At 31.6% G+C, this 18143-nt stretch carries 17 protein-coding genes; 12 read left to right on the top strand and 5 right to left on the bottom strand.

Going from position 1 to position 18143, the window contains the following annotated elements; genetic code table 11:
• Positions 1–8 precede the first annotated feature (8 nt).
• Positions 9–1718 carry an adenine deaminase gene (locus CRN98_RS15395; RefSeq protein WP_097028313.1) on the top strand — a complete coding sequence of 570 codons (1710 nt, stop codon included), beginning with the start codon at positions 9–11 and terminating at the stop codon, positions 1716–1718.
• Between the two features lie 3 nt (positions 1719–1721).
• Positions 1722–2471, top strand: coding sequence for a nucleoside phosphorylase (locus CRN98_RS15390; RefSeq protein ID WP_097028312.1), 750 nt, complete (start codon positions 1722–1724; stop codon positions 2469–2471).
• 154 nt (positions 2472–2625) lie between these two features.
• On the opposite strand, the gene CRN98_RS15385 is transcribed toward CRN98_RS15390, so the two are convergent.
• Positions 2626–3339, bottom strand: a complete 714-nt coding sequence (locus CRN98_RS15385) for a DUF1287 domain-containing protein (RefSeq protein WP_097028311.1) — start codon at positions 3337–3339, stop codon at positions 2626–2628.
• A 182-nt stretch (positions 3340–3521) separates the two neighbouring features.
• Here CRN98_RS15385 and CRN98_RS15380 point away from each other — a divergent pair, with 182 nt between their 5' ends.
• The 4 genes from CRN98_RS15380 to CRN98_RS15365 all read left to right on the top strand — a co-directional run bounded on the left by CRN98_RS15380 (position 3522) and on the right by CRN98_RS15365 (position 8180).
• Positions 3522–4511, top strand: a complete 990-nt coding sequence (locus CRN98_RS15380; protein WP_097028310.1) for a cell wall-binding repeat-containing protein — start codon at positions 3522–3524, stop codon at positions 4509–4511.
• A 171-nt stretch (positions 4512–4682) separates the two neighbouring features.
• Complete coding sequence (locus tag CRN98_RS15375; protein ID WP_097028309.1) at positions 4683–6143, top strand: cell wall-binding repeat-containing protein; 1461 nt, start codon at positions 4683–4685, stop codon at positions 6141–6143.
• A 224-nt stretch (positions 6144–6367) separates the two neighbouring features.
• Positions 6368–7294: a radical SAM protein gene (locus CRN98_RS15370; RefSeq protein WP_097028308.1), complete on the top strand. Its 927-nt coding sequence runs from the start codon at positions 6368–6370 to the stop codon at positions 7292–7294.
• Positions 7295–7307: 13 nt separating this feature from the next.
• A complete protein-coding gene (locus CRN98_RS15365; protein WP_097028307.1) occupies positions 7308–8180 on the top strand; it encodes a pyridoxamine kinase in 873 nt (290 codons plus the stop codon).
• 87 nt (positions 8181–8267) lie between these two features.
• Here the strand turns inward: CRN98_RS15365 and CRN98_RS15360 are convergent, their stop codons facing one another.
• The 3 genes from CRN98_RS15360 to CRN98_RS15355 all read right to left on the bottom strand — a co-directional run bounded on the left by CRN98_RS15360 (position 8268) and on the right by CRN98_RS15355 (position 10650).
• A complete protein-coding gene (locus CRN98_RS15360; RefSeq protein ID WP_097028306.1) occupies positions 8268–8636 on the bottom strand; it encodes a hypothetical protein in 369 nt (122 codons plus the stop codon).
• A gap of 2 nt (positions 8637–8638) precedes the next feature.
• Entirely contained in the window at positions 8639–8809 is a 171-nt protein-coding gene (locus CRN98_RS17805; RefSeq protein WP_179632195.1) for a hypothetical protein, read from the bottom strand.
• A 98-nt stretch (positions 8810–8907) separates the two neighbouring features.
• Entirely contained in the window at positions 8908–10650 is a 1743-nt protein-coding gene (locus CRN98_RS15355) for a sigma-54-dependent Fis family transcriptional regulator (RefSeq protein WP_097028305.1), read from the bottom strand.
• Positions 10651–10948: 298 nt separating this feature from the next.
• On the opposite strand from CRN98_RS15355, the gene CRN98_RS15350 reads away from it, so the two are divergent.
• From CRN98_RS15350 to CRN98_RS15325, 6 genes are all read left to right on the top strand, one after another.
• Positions 10949–12232 carry an L-cysteine desulfidase family protein gene (locus CRN98_RS15350; RefSeq protein WP_097028304.1) on the top strand — a complete coding sequence of 428 codons (1284 nt, stop codon included), beginning with the start codon at positions 10949–10951 and terminating at the stop codon, positions 12230–12232.
• A gap of 71 nt (positions 12233–12303) precedes the next feature.
• Positions 12304–13494 carry a dicarboxylate/amino acid:cation symporter gene (locus CRN98_RS15345; protein ID WP_097028303.1) on the top strand — a complete coding sequence of 397 codons (1191 nt, stop codon included), beginning with the start codon at positions 12304–12306 and terminating at the stop codon, positions 13492–13494.
• Between the two features lie 96 nt (positions 13495–13590).
• The gene (locus CRN98_RS15340) at positions 13591–14754 is read left to right on the top strand and encodes a M20 family metallopeptidase (protein ID WP_097028302.1); all 1164 of its coding nucleotides are present in this window, start codon (positions 13591–13593) and stop codon (positions 14752–14754) included.
• Positions 14755–14888: 134 nt separating this feature from the next.
• Positions 14889–16058 (top strand): efflux RND transporter periplasmic adaptor subunit, encoded by a 1170-nt coding sequence (locus tag CRN98_RS15335; RefSeq protein WP_097028301.1) that lies wholly within the window; start codon positions 14889–14891, stop codon positions 16056–16058.
• Between the two features lie 14 nt (positions 16059–16072).
• Positions 16073–16765: an ABC transporter ATP-binding protein gene (locus tag CRN98_RS15330; protein WP_097028328.1), complete on the top strand. Its 693-nt coding sequence runs from the start codon at positions 16073–16075 to the stop codon at positions 16763–16765.
• A 23-nt stretch (positions 16766–16788) separates the two neighbouring features.
• A complete protein-coding gene (locus CRN98_RS15325) occupies positions 16789–17997 on the top strand; it encodes an ABC transporter permease (RefSeq protein WP_097028300.1) in 1209 nt (402 codons plus the stop codon).
• 65 nt (positions 17998–18062) lie between these two features.
• Here the strand turns inward: CRN98_RS15325 and CRN98_RS17515 are convergent.
• On the bottom strand, positions 18063–18143 hold an 81-nt coding region (locus CRN98_RS17515; protein ID WP_143331309.1), incomplete at its 5' end, for an IS3 family transposase.

Below are 18143 nucleotides of genomic sequence, written 5' to 3'. Positions count from 1 at the left end.
TTAAATATATGATGGATTTGATAATAAAAGATATACAAGTGTTTAATGTATATTCAAAAAAGTTTATAAAGTCTTCAGTTGTTATAAAGGACGGAAGGTTTTTATATACAACTTTAAAGGATTTAAAAGATATAAGTGCCGAAAGTGTTATAGAAGGGGAAGGAAGGTTCTTAATTCCTTCCCTAATAGATATACATCTTCACATAGAAAGCTCCATGGTAACACCTGAAGCTTTTTCACACGAGCTTATTAGAAATGGCGTGACTACAGTAGTTGCAGAACCTCATGAAATAGCTAATGTATTTGGAATTTCTGGAATAAAGGAAATGATAAAAAGGGATGAAAACTGCATTGCTGATATTTTTTATGGGATTCCAAGTTCTGTTCCTTCAACAGAATTAGAAACCTCAGGAGCGGAGATAGGCATAGATGAATTTGAAGAGCTTATAAAAAATCCTAAGGTAATATGCCTTGGGGAAGTTATGAATTATGTGGAAGTAATTAAAAATCCAGAAAGTAAGATAAATAAATTCTTAAGTTACATAAAAAAGAATTATCCAAAGCTTATTATAGAAGGACACTGCCCAAGGATTACAGGAGAAGATTTATATAAGTTTATATTTAATGGTGTAGATTCAGATCATACTCAGCATACTCCAGAAACCATGGAAGATAGATTTTTAAATGGAATGTTTGTAGAAGTTCAAGAAAAATCCTTAACTCCTGAAAACATAAAGTTCATTGAAGAAAATGATATTTATAATAATTTTTGTTTTGTAACAGATGATGTAATGGCAGATAACTTTATAAATGAGGGTCACCTAAATAACATAATTAAAAAGGCAATTAAGCTGGGCATGAAGCCTGAAAGAGCAATAACTTTTGGAACATTAAATCCAGCTTTAAGGATGGATTTAAAGGATAGAGGAGCTATAGCACCAGGCAAAATAGCAGATTTTATAATATTAGATGATGTAGAGGAATTTAAAATTAGTTCAGTATATAAGGATGGAAAATGTGTTTATGAAGAAGGCAAAAGGTATGAATATACACCTTCAAAAAACGGATTTCCAGATGACTTTTATAACAGTATTAAGCTTTCAAAGATAAGTGAAGAAGATTTAAAACTAAAGGCAAATATACAAACTGGAAAAGTTAAGTGCAGAATTATAAATGTAAAAAATGGGAGTACTTTTACAGAGGAAATATTTGATTATTTAAATGTGGTAAATGGATATATAGATTGGGAAAGTTCACCCTATTCTCTTATAGGTGTTTTTGAGAGACATAAGGGAACGGGAAATGTAACCTTAGCCTTAGCTTCGGGAGATACCATTAAAAGGGGAGCAGTTGCAACTACTTATGCCCATGACCATCACAACTTACTTGCCGTAGGAAAAAGTAAAAAGGACATAGTATGTGCTGCAAACTTTGTTATAGAAAACCAAGGTGGATACTGTGCCTGTGAAAATGAAAGCATTTTAGCAAGTGTGAAGCTTAATGTGGCAGGAATACTTTCAGAGAAATCAGTAGAGGAAGTAGGTTTTCAACTTTCAAAGGTAAAAGAGGCTATGAAAGGTTTAGGATACAATCATTACAATCCTGTAATGTCCTTAAGTACAAATTCACTTCCTGTAAGTCCTGAACTTAAAATAACAGATAAGGGGCTTGTAAAGGTTAAGGAAGGAAAAATAGTAAACTTAATAGTGGAGGGATAATATATGAGTTACGATATAACAATGCAAAAGCATATAAGATGTAAAGAAGGAGACGTGGCACCTTATGTATTAATTCCAGGAGATCCTGGTAGAGCAAAGAGAATTGCAGAAACCTTTGATACCATGGAAAAGATAGCAGAAAACAGGGAATATGTAGTTTATACAGGAGAAAAGGATGGAGTAAGACTTACTGTATGTTCTACAGGTATAGGTGGACCTTCAACGGCAATTGCAATGGAAGAACTTGCAAAGCTTGGATGTCATACTTTTATTAGGGTAGGCTCTGCTGGAGGAAGAAGAGAAGATCTAAAAATAGGAAGCTCTGTTATAATAAATGCAGCTGTAAGAGCTGAAGGAACAAGTAAGGTGTATCTTCCAGAAATATATCCTGCAATTGCAAACTTTGATGTGACATTAGCCCTTAGAGAAGCAGCTAAGGAATTAAAGGAAGAAGTTTTTATGGGCACAAGCCTTACAAGAGATGCTTATTATATGCAAGACACTGAATTAAATGAAAAGTTATCAAATACTGATGTTGCAGTATCTGAAATGGAGTGTGCTACAGCATTTATTGTAGGCTCTAAAAGAGGGTTTAAGGTTGGTGCTATAGTAGGTACTGATTCTAACATACTTCAAAAAAATCAGCTTACCCTAGAGGAAAAGGATAAGCTTTATAATGAAGTTGAAAAGAAAATTATTAAGATAGCAGTTAGAGCTTTGGTGAACCTAGCAAAGAAAAAAAATATGCTTTAAAATAACATTAAAAACATTATTATATAGCGTTAAATTAAATAAAAAAATTTATAAGGCATGAAGGAAAAAATTAATTTGTGTAGAATTATATATTTACGAAGATAAAAAATCTTCTTTCCCACACGCCGGTTAGATGGAAGTCTGCCGGCTACCCCTACTTTTTGGGGTATCTAAAGTGGCCAGTTATTTTTGGATACCAATAATCTAAAACATCCGCTTCAGCGGTATAAGGACTTGAATTATGGATTATAAATGGAATTCCATCTTTTCTTCTCTTATCTGAAACTATAGCAATGTGTTGAGGGTTATCAAAGGTTAATATATCGCCTCCTTGCCACTGCTTTAAATTTTCAGCATCACCAGGTTTAAGTTCCAAAGTCAAACTTTCAGCATGTCTTATAAAGAATACATGTAAATTAGGTACACGTCTAAAATCGATATTTGGGTCTGGCTTTCCTTTTACTCTGGGATAAAGCTTTGTATTATTCTTAATATCCTCATCTACCATATCCTTTAAATTATATCCGGCATTTTTAAACGCCCTCCATACAACATCGGTGCAAACTCCTTCAGTGTTTGGAGGATAGCCGCCTTGATAATAAACACTTTTATATATAGGCTTATTTTTAGCGTCAAGCCGTGCACCTTCAACCACATCTTCTAAATCCAATTTTCCATCAGTATCTTTATCGCTATTTACATACACTTTTTCAACTTCTACAGGCTTTTTAAATAAATATTTCATTTTAGGGATTTGATATTGAACTATATTATCTTTAATATCATTATATGAAATAGAATTCTTATAGCAAAAAGTCATAAAAACGCCAATTAGCAAGAGTGATATAATAAGTAATTTGTTTTTCATACAGACACCTCTTTAAATGAAAACTGATCTTCATGAATATTTTACCATATAGTAATTACAGTACAAGTCCTAAAAATATTCTTGATTTTTTTAAATCTCTTTACAAATACTACAAGGAATTTTATAGTATAAAGAGAATAGATAAAGTATAAGAATAAAATGAGTAAAGGACGGGAATATACATGAATAAAAAAGCAATATGTGCATTAGCTTTAACATTGAGTTTTTCAATATCCTCTATAGTAGCTGCAGCTACTGTAAATACAGAGAGAATTTTTGGCTTAAATAGATACGAGACTTCAGCTGCTATAAGTGAAAAGGGATTTACCAAGGGCAGTGAAGTTGTGTTTATAGTATCAGGAGAAAACTTCCCAGATGCATTATGTACAGCACCTTTAGCTAAAAAATATAATGCACCAATACTTTTAAGTGGAAAAAATAAGTTGGATCCTAAAGTTAAAGTAAGACTTCAAAGCCTTAATGCTAAAAAGGTATTTGTAGTAGGAGGCACTGGTGTTATATCCGAGGATGTTGTGGAAGAGATACAAGCTTTAAATATATATACTGAAAGAATATATGGACTTAATAGATATGCAACTTCGGCTAAAATAGCAAATAGCATGAGTGCAAGTAAGGAAATAGTGGTAACAACCAGTTCTGCTTTTGCGGATGCATTATCCATTGCTCCTATTGCTGCAATGAAATCTATGCCTATACTATTGGTAGACAAAAATGAAATACCTAAGGAAACTGATGATTTTATAAAAAATCATGATATAAGTAAAGTATATTTAATAGGGGGTCCTGGGGTAATAAGTGACAATGTAAAGGGAAAATTGCCTAATGCTACGAGATTATATGGAAATACAAGATATGAGACAAATATAAATGTAATAAATAATTTCAAGGATGAATTAGACTTATCAAAACTTGTAATAGCTTCAGGAGCAAATTTCCCAGATGCTCTTTCAGGTTCAATACTTGCAGCGGTAAATAAAGCACCATTAATGCTTTTAAGTGAAAAACCAGGCAATCTTACAGATGAGTTTATAAATAATAACAAAGAGAATATAAAAGATACTTTTATATTAGGTGGAACTGCTGTATTAAGTCAAAATGCTCTTGATTATGTTTGGGGTAATAAAGAAAGACCAGTGGAAGAAGTAAAGTAGTATAGAACAAAGAAATTTATAATATTTTATAGGATTATAAATATAAACATAAATTTATATGTTAATTTAGTATGATATAAATTAATTTGATGAAAATTATTTGGTATATTTAAAAATAAGTTGGGCATAAACTCATATAGATACTACTGAAAAAATTTAGGGGGAATCTATATGAACAAAAAAGCAATATGTACATTAACATTAGCTTTAAGTATTTCTTTAACATCAGTGGCATTAGCTTCAAATGTTAATAAGGAAAGAGTTTTTGGAGCTGATAGATATGAAACTTCAGCAAAGATATGTGATAAAGGGTTTACAAGTAACACTGAGGTTGCATTTATAGTATCGGGAGAAAATTTTCCAGATGCACTTTGTACTTCTCCTTTAGCAAAGAAGTATAATGCTCCAATATTACTTACAAGTAAGGGTAAATTAAGCTCTAAAGTTAAAGAAAGGCTTATTAAGCTCAATGTAAAAAAAGTATTTATAATAGGCGAGAATGGCTCTATTAGTAAAAAAGTAGAGGATGAAATAAAATCTTTAAGCATAGAAGTTGAAAGAATCAGCGGTGAAGATAGATATGAAACATCTATAAAAATAGCAGAAAAAATGGATAAAAACTCTGAAGTAGTAGTGACAACTAGCTCACTATTTGCAGATGCATTATCTATAGCTCCTATTGCAGCTATGAAATCTATGCCTATACTTTTAGTAAATAAAGATAATATTCCTAAGGAAACAGAGGAATTTATAAAAAATCATAATATAAATAAGGTATACCTAGTAGGAGGTCCTGGGGTAATAACGGAAGCTGTTAAAAACAAACTCCCAAATGCTATAAGATTATATGGTAATAATAGATATGAAACCAATATAAATATAATAAATCATTTTAAGGATGAGCTAGATTTATCTAAATCCATAATAGCTTCAGGAGAAAACTTCCCAGATGCACTTTCAGGTTCCATGCTTGCAGCAATAAATAAAAATCCATTAGTACTTTTAAATGATAATCCAGGCAAAACTACAGATGACTTTTTAAAACAAAATAATAATACTTTAAAAGAAATGGTTATCTTAGGTGGAGTAAGTGGTGTAAGTGAAGATGCATACAGTTATGCTGTAGGAGATAAAGCAAGACCTGCAGAGATATTGGCTTCTTTAAGTGAAAGCGAAATAAGAAATTATGTACAAAATGGATGGGATTTTATAATAAAATCTGCAGTGGGACTTAATAAAGGTATCTTAAAGCAAAATAATGAAGTAATAATAAATAATAGTTACTATCATGAACTTAAAGATGAGTATTCTACTAGGGAAGGACTTATAAATTTACTTAGTCAAACCTTTTCTAAGGAATACAGCAGTAAGTTAATAAATAGTTTGTATTATGAAAAAGTCAATAGTAAGTATTATATAGTAATTGGTCAGCCAGGCATGGCTTTTGAGCTTTGGAAATCCAAAATAATTGATAAAAAAATACAAGGAAACAAATTATATATTACTTGGTCAGGATACTCAGAGTATGGTGAAAAGTATCCATCTACAAAAGCTATACTTAAATATGAAAATGGCAAGGTTGTGGTGGATTATTACGAGGAATTATCAATGATTGGAAATGTGAAAAGGTAATAGAGTATTTATAAAAATGTAAAAGCGGTTAGCAAAAATAATGACTAAAGTTAGCTCGTGATAATAAAATATTATAAAAAAATAACAAGGATATTTAAATATTCTTGTTATTTTTTTTATATAACTAAGTATCGATACAATTGCCATATTTAGAGAAATATGAAATAATTAAATAAAAATTAGTTTAATATAAAACTATTTCGTGAAACACGGGGGTTAAATTAATGAAAGAATATAAATATATATTTGGACCTATACCATCCAGAAGAATGGGATTGTCCTTAGGGGTAAGTCCTATACCTAAAAAAACTTGTAATTATTCCTGTATATATTGTCAATTAGGTAGAACGGATAAAATGACCAATGAAAGAAAGGAATATTTTCCTCTTAATGGCATAATAGAAGAATTTAAAGAATACATAAAAAACAATAATAATTTTGATGTGGTAACAGTGGTGGGAGAAGGAGAGCCTACCCTTTATTCAAGACTTGGAGAGCTTATTGATAAACTTAAAACTTTAACTGAAAAGCCTGTAGCAGTTATTGCAAATGGAGGGCTTTTTGACTTAGAAGAAGTTAGAGCGGACTTAATGAAAGCAGATATAGTACTTCCTACCTTTGATGCTTGCGATGAAGAAGAATTTATGAAGGTAAATAGACCAATAAAAAAAATTAATTTTAAAGGTATATATGAAGGATTAGCTCAGTTTTGTAGAGAATATAAGGGCCAATTGTGGATAGAAGTTATGCTAGTACACGGCTTTAATGATAGTGAAGAAAGTTTAAGAAGTCTTAGAACTCTTTTAGAAGGTTTAAGGTATGATAGATTATATATAAATACTCCTGTAAGACCTCCAGCAGAAGGATATGCAGGCCAAGTATCTAAAGATACAATGATAAAAGCATCGGAAATACTTAAAGGTATTGCAATAGATACCTTAACTGAAGGAAGTTTTTATAGTGAAGAAAAGGATGATTATAAGGCAATACTTGATATAATAAAAAGGCATCCAATGAATCAACATGAAATTATTAGTTTTTTAACTGATAGAAATGCTAAAAATATAGAAGATATAATAAAAGGTTTAGAAGAAGATAGCAAGGTAGAAGTAGTGAACTATAAGGGTTATAAAACTTTTAGATTGATATAAAGGACGGGATACTATGGAAAAGCACATTAAAAGGGTAGCAGCTATTCATGATATGTCAGGGTTTGGTAAAACTTCTCTTACAGCAATAATACCTATATTGTCTACTATGAGAATTCAAGTATGTCCACTTCCTACAGCTATATTGTCTACTCACACCGGTGGATTTAATGATTATACTTTTGTAGATTTAACGGATACTATGGAAGCATATATAAAACACTGGAAGGACTTAAACTTAGAATTTGATTCAATATACAGTGGGTTTTTAGGTTCTAGTAGACAAATAGAAATTGTTGAAGATTTTATAGATAAATTTAAGAAACAGGGTACATTAGTAGTAGTTGATCCAGTGCTTGCAGACAATGGAGAACTGTATAGCACCATGGATGAAGAGATGGTAAAAAATATGAGAAAGCTTATTAAAAAGGCTCAAATAATAACTCCAAATTTTACTGAAATGGCTTTGCTTCTAGATAAGGAGTATAACAGAGATATAAGTACAGAAGAATTAAAGATATGGCTAAAGGAATTGTCCGATATGGGGCCAGAAGTAGTTATAGGAACAAGTATGCCTGAGGATAGAGATGAAAAGTTCACAAGTGTAATTGCCTATGATAAAAGGCATGATAAATATTGGAAAGTTAGCTGCGCCTTTATACCTGCACATTATCCAGGAACAGGAGATATATTCAGCAGCGTTATAGTAGGGAGTCTTTTAAATGGAGAAAGTATTCCTGTAGCTATAGATAGAGCAGTTCAATTTGTAAATTCAGCAATAAAGGCAAGTTATGGATTTGATTATCCAGAAAGAGAAGGAGTACTTTTAGAAAATGTACTTAATAATCTCAATATGCCTGTATATATGAATAGTTATCAGCTGTTATAGGTATGAATTGAGATAAAAATCCAGCTAAGGAAAATTAGCTGGATTTTATTTGTATGTAGGAGCATATTCATTATATACTTAGATTTTTTAAGAAAAAAATCTTTTAGGAATTTTAAAATGTGACATAAGTGCAAAAATGAATGATGTTGCCCAAAAAGGATAACCTAAGTCACCATTATTAAATATCAAATATATTAAAAAAGTAAATAAGCAAGTTATAAAAAGAATTGTTAGCAAATCTATAAAATCTGAGGAAGACAATTTTTTTCTGTCTTTTTCCAATAAATTATCTACTACTTTGTCATAAGAGTTTATCCCAAGCAAACTTTTACTATATATAGATGAACCACAAAAACTTCCTAAAAACAGAGGATATTTATTAAATATAAGAATATTTAATAAATAAAGTAAAAACATTGGAAACAAAATTATTACTAAGATTTTTACTGTTTTCATTATTAAATCCACTTATAATCATATGCATAGTCAGGAGTCCAGCCAATAGACATATGATTATCTTCTCCGTAATACCGTGTTTGAGCCCATTGTGTATCATAGATATGTTCAGCTTGGGTAATTTCGACAAGTATAAAACTTACTACTCTCGCTTTAAATTTCTTCAATTTCATAGCAGTTTCTCCTAGCCTTTTATAGAATTAAATTATACAATAATAGATTGTTTATATTTTACATATTCTATAAAAAAGAGGTAATTCCTTTAAAGATTCTACTGGTTTCCTAGTATTCTATAAAGGGTTGCCATGCTTATGCCTAAGGCTTTTGCAGCAGCTTTTTTTCCATTTAAGTCATTTCCATAAATGCTTAGGGCATTTAAAACTAATGACTTTTGATAGTCTTTTACCATATGGTTTAAATCCATGGAAGGTTCAGCTATTTTTATATCCTTGTTTTTCAGTTTTACCCCCAATACATCTAAGGATATATTGCTACCTCGTGTAAAATTAACTCCATATTCTATGAGATTTTTAAGTTCTCGTATATTTCCTGGGAAAGAGTATGAAAGCAGGGCTTTTTCACATTCATTTGTAAAGCCTTTTATATCCTTTTCATAAATGGAGCAAAACTTCTTTAAAAAGTATCTAGCTAAAAGTATTATATCGTATCCTCTTTCACGTAGTGGAGGTATTCTTATAGGAATTACATTTATTCTATAAAATAAGTCTTCTCTAAAGTTATTTTCAGTTACTAATTTATATAAGTCTTTATTGGTAGCAGATATTATCCTTGGATTCACTTTTATAGTTTTGAGACCTCCAACTCTCATTAATTCCTTTTCTTCTAATACCCTTAAGAGCTTTACTTGTGCATCTTGAGGAAGATCTCCAAGTTCATCTAAAAATACTGTACCATTTTTGGCTATTTCAAACTTCCCAAGTTTTCCGTGAAGGTTTCCACCAGTAAATGAGCCTTTCTCATATCCAAAAAGTTCACTTTCAACTAAGGCTTCAGGAATGGCGCCACAATTTATAGGCATGAATATATCTTCACGGCGTTTACTAGAGCAGTGGATAGCTCTTGCAAAAACCTCTTTTCCTGTACCGCTTTCCCCTAAAAGAAGTACAGATACATCACTTTCAGCAACTTGCATAGCTTGAAGCTTTGCTTTAAGTAAGCTTTCACTTTCTCCAAGTATATCTTCAAAGGTAGTTATGTTTGGATTTTCAGTTACTTTAAAAACAGATTTTTGCATCTTATTAAAATCTGAAAATAACAATACAGCTCCCTCGCGTTTATCTTTTACAAGTATAGGAGAAGAGTTTATAATAAAGTAATTTTTACCTATAGGCAATGGGCCTATCTCACCATTAAAATTCATTTCTTTTAAATTTTTTATTGCATTTTTAGGAAGCAAGGAGGTTATATCTAATGAATTTTTAAAAACATCATCATATTTTTCCTTTAGATACTTATTTACAGTTATTATTTTCCCTTCATTATTTACCGTGATAATTCCTTCGTTTTTTATAGAATCTATTAAGGTATTAAATTCAGATAATTTATATTCAGCCATGCTTCCTAGAAGTCTTTCACGTATTTTCGAAGCTATAAGGTTACTAAGTCTATTTTCAAAGGCTTCGTAATCATCCTTTTTATCTATAAATAAACCTTTTATATCATGGTTAAATATACTCATTCCAAGTATTCCAACTATATTTTCATCAACTACTATAGGGATACAAAGTTCGGCTTGTTCCCTGCAAGTATCCTGTGCATAGCAACCCTGACATAGGGAATCTTTAGTTGGCTCTGTAATGAAGAAATTTTTTCCAGTTTGTAAAGATTTATGATAAACAGAATTTTGGGGAATAAATCCACCTATTTTTTCTTTGAATTCTCCTGTTCCACATAGTCTTTGAAGATTTTTATCTACAATAGTTATATCTATTCCAGTTATGGCTTTAGTGGTTTCGCAAATTTCTTGCAAATCCTTTTGGAAGGTACTTAACATAATATATCTCCTCTTTATTGTACTAAAAGTCTTATTGAAATATTAAATAAAACTATTAAATTATAACAGAACTATATTATCAGAAGTGATAATATAGTTCTCATTTCTGATAATACATTAAATAAGAAATAAACACAAGTCTTTATACGTTTACATATTTATATTTATCAAATATGAGAATTTTCAGAAGAGAATTTGCCATAATGCATAAAAATACGACATTTCAGATATTGGCATGGTTATTGCTAATAAATATTAATAAGAATAAACAGTGATAAAAATAAAAGGGGGAAGTCTTATGAATAAAGAATTATTATTAAATATATTAAAAAATCAAGTGACACCAGCTCTAGGATGTACTGAGCCAGGAGCGGTGGCTTATGCTGTGGCAGTAGCTAAAGAAGCGCTTGGAGAAGAAGTTACATCTTTAGAAATTGTAGTAGATAGAAATATATTAAAAAATGGTATGGAAGTTGGAATACCAGGAACAAAGGAAAAGGGAATTATATTTGCAGCAGCACTTTCACTTATAATGGGAAAATCTGAATATAAACTAGAAGCACTTAAAGGAATATCTGATGAAGATATACAAAAGGCATTTAAAATTGTTAATGAAAAAATAATAAAATTAAATCTTAAAGAAGGTATCTCGGGACTATATATAGAAGTTATAGCTAAGGGAATAAACAATACCTCCACAGCAAAAATTAAAAACACTCATTTAAATTTGGTAAGTGTATCAAGAAATGAAAAAATATTATTTGAAAAAGAAGAAGCGTCAGATGTTAATGAGGAAAAAAAGGAAGATACTTCAAATTTAAGAGATAGGATAAGAGAATTTACAATTTCAGATTTGATTATGTTTGTTAATGAAATAGATTATGAAGAAATAAAATTCATAAATGATGGAGTTCAAATGAACATGGCAATGGGGGACATTGGACTTAAAGGAGAAACAGGAATTGGTATTGCAAAATTTTACAGTAAATTAGAGGGAGTAGAAAATAAAGCAAAGGCACTAACAGCAGCAGCATCTGAGGCTAGAATGTCTGGATATCCACTTCCTGTAATGAGTAGTGCAGGTTCAGGAAATCACGGACTTGTGGCAATACTTCCAATTGCATTTATAGGACAAGAGAAGGGAATAGAAGAAGAAAAAATAATAAGAGCAATTACTTTAAGCCATTTAGTAACTATATTTGTTAAAAGCTATACAGGTTCTCTAACCCCAGTATGTGGATGTGGAGTAGCAGCAGGGGTAGGTTCTAGCGCTGGACTTACTTATCTCTTTGGAGGCAATACAAAACAAATAGAAGGTGCTATAAGCAACATGATTGCAGGTCTTACCGGAATGATATGTGATGGAGCAAAAATTGGATGTGCCTATAAGCTTGCTATATCTGTATCCTCTGCCTTGGATGCCAGTGAACTTGCACTTAATGGTGTAGTTATACCTTCAAATAACGGCATATTAGATGAATCAGTAGAAAAAACCATACAAAATCTAGGTAGAGTTTCTAGTGAGGGAATGGATCATACTGATAGTGTTATATTAGACGTTATGGTTAAAAAGTGTGTTTAAATAATAAAATTATATTGTTCATTAATAGTTTACCTTAATATAAAAATAATAAGAACAAGGGGGATATGTTAATGGGTAAGTTAAAGGACAACTTAATAGTAAAGCTGTTTTTAGGAGTAATAATTGGACTTATAGTAGGTCTTACTGCTTCTAAGGGGGTTATTACTGTTATAGTGACTGCAAAGTATATTTTTGGCCAAATTATATTTTATTGCGTTCCTTTAGTTATAATTGGGTTTATTTCACCAGCAATTATTAAAATGAGAAGTAATGCAAGTAAGATGTTAGGTGCAGCATTGGCTATCTCATACGTATCATCTGTAGGGGCAGCAACTTTCTCAGCTATATCTGGATATAGTATAATACCACATTTATCAATATCAAATAACGCAGAAGGTTTAAAAGAGCTTCCAGAAATACTATTTAAGCTTGATATTCCACCGATAATGACTGTCATGACAGCTTTAGTAACAGCAATAATAATAGGACTTGCAACTGCATGGACAAATTCAGATTTAGTGGAAAAATTATTCGACCAATTTCAAAATATTACACTTTCAATAGTAAGCAGAATAGTTATTCCAATACTACCTTTCTTTGTTGGAACCACATTTGCAGCCCTTGCTTATGAAGGGGGAATTACAAAGCAGCTACCAATATTTTTGATAGTTATACTTATTGTTATAGTTGGACATTTAATTTGGCTTGCTTTACTATATCTTATAGGGGGAGCTATATCTAAAAAGAATCCAATAGAAGTTATAAGACACTATGGACCAGCGTATTTAACAGCTATAGGAACTATGTCTAGTGCAGCCACTTTACCAGTATCTCTTAAATGTGCTCATAAATCAAAGGTATTAAGAAAGGATATGGTGGATTTTGCAGTACCACTTTGTGCAAATATTCATCTTTGTGGATCGGTTTTAACTGAAGTATTCTTTGTAATGACAGTATCTAAGGTAGTATATGGAACACTGCCACCTGTAAGTTCTATGATTCAGTTTATTATACTTCTTGGAATATTTGCAATAGGTGCTCCAGGGGTGCCTGGAGGAACAGTAATGGCTTCACTAGGATTAATTACAAGCATACTTGGATTTAATGATTCTGCAATAGCATTAGTACTTACTATATTTGCACTCCAAGATAGTTTTGGAACAGCATGCAACGTTACAGGAGATGGAGCTATAACTTTAATGCTAACAGGACTTGTAGAAAGGAATCCATATTTTAAACATGAGGAAACTATAGAAGCATAAAATATATAAATAATCAAATATATAGGATAAATTAATCCCTACATCTAATATAAATAGAGAGTAGGGATTTTTTATATATTAGAGGGGAGATTTTTAATGGATATTAAAGCTTTAGCAGAAAAATATAATGATTATATTATAAGCATGAGAAGAGAATTTCATCAGCATCCAGAGTTAAGCTGGGAAGAAGAGTGGACAACAGATAAAATCCAAAACGAATTAAAAAATATGGGATTAAAGACTGAAAGATTTGAAGGAAAAACTGGGGTAGTGGCGTACTTAGAAAGTGGAAAAGGTGGAAAGACCATAGCCTTAAGAGCAGATATAGATGCACTGCCAATAGAAGAACATACAGAGCTATCTTTTAAATCCACCAATGGGAATATGCATGCCTGTGGTCATGATTGTCATACTGCTATGCTTTTAGGGGCTGTAAAAATACTTACAGAAATCAAAAATCAGCTAGATGGAAATATAAAGTTTATATTTCAAGCAGCGGAAGAAACTTGCCATGCTGCAGAGTATTATGTGGAACAGGGAATCCTTGAAGGAGTGGATGCCATATTTGGAATGCATATATGGGGAACATTAGATGCTCCTAAGATAAATTTTGAGCCAGGTGGACGCATGGCTTCCTGTGATAACTTTAAAATAACTGTAAGAGGAAAGGCAGCCCACGGTTCTGCACCGCATTTAGGGGAAGATGCAGTGGTTTCAGCAGCTTCAATAATAATGAATCTTCAAACCTATGTGAGCAGAAAAAACAACCCATTAAATCCTCTTGTTATAAGTATAGGAACTATACATGGCGGAAATAGATTTAATATAATTGCAGATAAAGTTGAAATGGAAGGAACTATAAGGACTTTTTCGAAAGAGCTTAGGGAGCATTTAGAAAAGGACTTAAGAGATATAATACAAAATACAGCCAAGGCCTTAGATGCAGAAGCAGAACTTGAATACTCATATTATCCATCACCAGTAATAAATGATGAAAAACTTGCTGAAATAGCAAAGGAAGTATCGATAAAGTTATATGGAGAAGAAAGCTTAGTATCAACGGATAAACTTATGGGCTCAGAAGATTTTGCATACTTTATGGATGTAGTTCCTGGAGTATACGGATTTTTAGGATGTAAAAATGAAAGTATAGGAGCAATATACTCTAATCACAGTGATAAATTTATGGTAGATGAAGATGTTTTAAAAAGAGGAGCAGCACTGTATGCACAGTTTGCAGTGGACTTTTTAAAGGAGTAGTAGTCAATAATAAGGATAAAAAAAGAAGTTTGTAAGAAGCAAACTTCTTTTTTATTGGTATTAATTTCATTATTATTTCAAATACTATATTATAAAATTTTAAAAACGCAGAGTTGATATAGGGGAGAAGTAATATGAAAAAGAAAACTGCAATTATTTTATTAATTATTGGGATTTTATTAGTTGGTGGTATATATTTCCAAGGACAGAGAATTGCTAAATCAAAGATTAAGGAAGTAAAAACAGTAGGGGTAAGTAAAGGAAATATAAAGTCGTATCTGTCAACTACTGCAGTAATTAAATCAAAAGAAAGTAAGGATTATTATGCAGCTCAACTTAAAATAAATAGGGTTTATGTTAAGAGAGGAAGCAATTTGAAAAAAGGAGAAAAGATTTTAGATTATGATACAACAGACATAAATGCTCAAGTCAGGCAAGCTCAAATACAATATGATAATGCCATTTTACAAAAGAGAGATGCATTAAATCAAAGGGGAATGATAGAAAGTAAGCGAAAAGAAATAGATGAGGAAATTCAAAGGTTGGAAGAAAGTAAAAATCCACAAGATCAAATTACTTTAGGAACGCTAAGAGGGCAAAGGAATTCTTTTCAAAGCATATCTGATGAAAAACTACAGCTTTTAGATAATTCGGTTGCATTAGCTAAAACTGCACTTAACACAGCATATAGTAAGCTTAACATTGCTTCGGAGGGAATAATATCTGATTTTGATGGAGTTATAACTTCACTAAATGCAGCGCAAGGCTCCATGGGAAATCCAACACAACCTGCAGCAACTCTTGAAAATATAAAGTTATTAAAAGCAGTGGTTTCTTTAGGAAAATATGATGTCTTAAAGGTTAAATTAGGGCAAGAAGCAATAATTAAAAATGGAGATAAAATATATAATGGTAAGGTATCTTTTATAAGCCCCTCGGCTAGCAAAGGCCAAAGCGTTATGGGAGTAGGCACAGTAGATACTGGAAATAAAACTTTAGATTGTGATATAGATATCCTAGGAAGTCCAGAAAATTTAAAGATAGATTTTGATGCAGATGTAGATATATTGCTTGGAGAAGTAAGTGGCGTATTAAAGATACCAACAGAAGCTATAAGAACAGATAAAAGTGGGAAAAATTTTGTATATGTAGTGCAAAATAAAGTTTTAAATGAAAAGGAAGTAGTGCTTGGGTTTCAATCGGATATGGAAGCTGAAATCAAGTCAGGATTATCTCAAGGAGAGAAAGTTGTATTAAATCCATCTGCAAGTTTTAAAACTGGGACCAAAGTTAAGGAGATATAAGGAGAAACGGTATGATAATTGAAGTAAAGGATGTCTATAAGACCTATGATACAGGAGCACTTAAATTTACAGCTTTAAAGGGAATAAATTTAAGCATAGATAAGGGGGAATTTACATCCATTATGGGGCCTTCAGGTTCAGGAAAGTCCACTTTTATGAATATTTTAGGTTGCCTTGATAAAATGGATAGTGGCGTGTACATATTAAACAATAAAAATATATCTAATTTGGAAGATAATGAACTAGCTAAAATAAGAAATACAGAAATGGGATTTGTATTTCAAGCTTTTAATTTACTTCCTCGTATGACAATACTTGAAAATGTGGAACTGCCCATGGTATATGCAGGAATTGCTAAAAAGGAAAGAAGAGAAAAGGCACTTAATGCATTAGAAAGGGTGGGACTATCTGATAGAATTATACATAAACCAACTGAAATATCAGGAGGGCAAAAGCAAAGAGTGGCAATAGCAAGAGCAATAGTTAATAATCCCTCTGTTATTATGGCAGACGAACCTACAGGAAATTTGGATAGTAAATCTACCTTTGAGATACTTAAAATATTTCAAGATTTAAACAATGAAGGATCTACTATAATAATGGTTACCCATGAACCAGATGTAGCTAAATATACAAAAAGAATTGTAAGATTCAGAGATGGGGAAATAGTATCTGATGAAGCTGTACAAAATAGGCTTATAGTATGATCAGAACTTGAGGAGAGAATAAAATGAGTTTTATTGAAAACTTTAAAATAGCTTTAGATAGTATAAGGTCTAATAAGCTTAGATCACTTTTAACAATGCTCGGTATAATAATAGGTATAAGTTCCGTAATTACAATAGTTTCTTTAGGCCAGGGTGGTCAAAGTACCATTACAGGAGAATTTGAAAAGATAGGTTCTACATCTGTAAGTATAAGAGTTGATGGTCAGAAGGCAAATAAAAGTGATTACATAACTATGAAAGATATAAATCAAATTAGAGATAAAATACCTTCTGTGAAATACATAACACCTACTCTGGAAAAACAAGGAGTAGTAACATCAAATAAGCAATCTAAAAGAGCATATATTACTGGGGGCAATGAAGAACTTCAATATGCTAGGAACTTAGAAATATTATATGGTAGGTTTTTTAGTGAAAGGGAGTATATAGAAGGAAAGTCGGTAATTGTAGTTGACGAAGGGACAGCTAGAAAGCTTTTTGGATACGAAGATGTGGCCGGCAAAACAATAAAAGTTGGTTCTAAAAATTCTCCTAAACAAGCTTTAATCATAGGAGTTATCAAAAGTGAAATGGATATATTTGGAGGAGATGATGAAAATATACCTGCTATGGTTATGGCACCAGTAACATTTGTACAAGAATTGTATCCTAGTGATAATTTAATAGATTCAGTACTTATAAGTGCCACTTCTAAAGAGTTAAGTGAAACAGCAGGAAATAGTGCCGTAAGTGTTCTTGAAAGTAGACATAATAACAAGGGAAGAGATATATATAAAGCGGAAGCACTTATGAAACAATTAGAGGAGATAAATAAGATAATAGGAATATTTACTGCATTTATAGGCGCAGTGGCTGCTATATCTCTTGTGGTTGGAGGCATTGGCGTTATGAATATAATGCTTGTATCAGTTACTGAAAGAACTAGAGAGATAGGTATAAGAAAGGCAATAGGGGCAACCACAGGTACAATTTTGCTTCAATTTTTAACAGAATCTGTGATAATTTCAGTTGTAGGCGGAATAATAGGAATGCTTTTGGGAGTAATAGGTGCAAATATAATAGGTTCCTTTGCAAATATTGTTCCTAAAATATCCTGGGTAGTTGTGCTTAGCACAATATTGTTTTCTTCAGCAGTGGGGATTTTTTTTGGAATATATCCTGCAAGAAAAGCAGCCCGAATGGATCCTATAGATGCATTAAGATATGAGTAAAAAGTTAAAGACTAGTGATAGAAGTTGTTAAAATGTACCCTTTGTCAAGGACACAATAAAAAAGACTAAGCGGTTTTAAGGAGATGATCCCTGTATTGTACAGGGGTCATTTTGTTTAGTCCCCACTGATACCTATAATTGTTATA

This window comes from Clostridium peptidivorans (assembly GCF_900205925.1).
Taxonomy (GTDB): Bacteria; Bacillota; Clostridia; order Clostridiales; family Clostridiaceae; genus Clostridium_AK; species Clostridium_AK peptidivorans.
The sequence above is the reverse complement of the archived record's forward strand: the minus strand, read 5'-3'. Positions and strand labels throughout refer to the sequence as shown.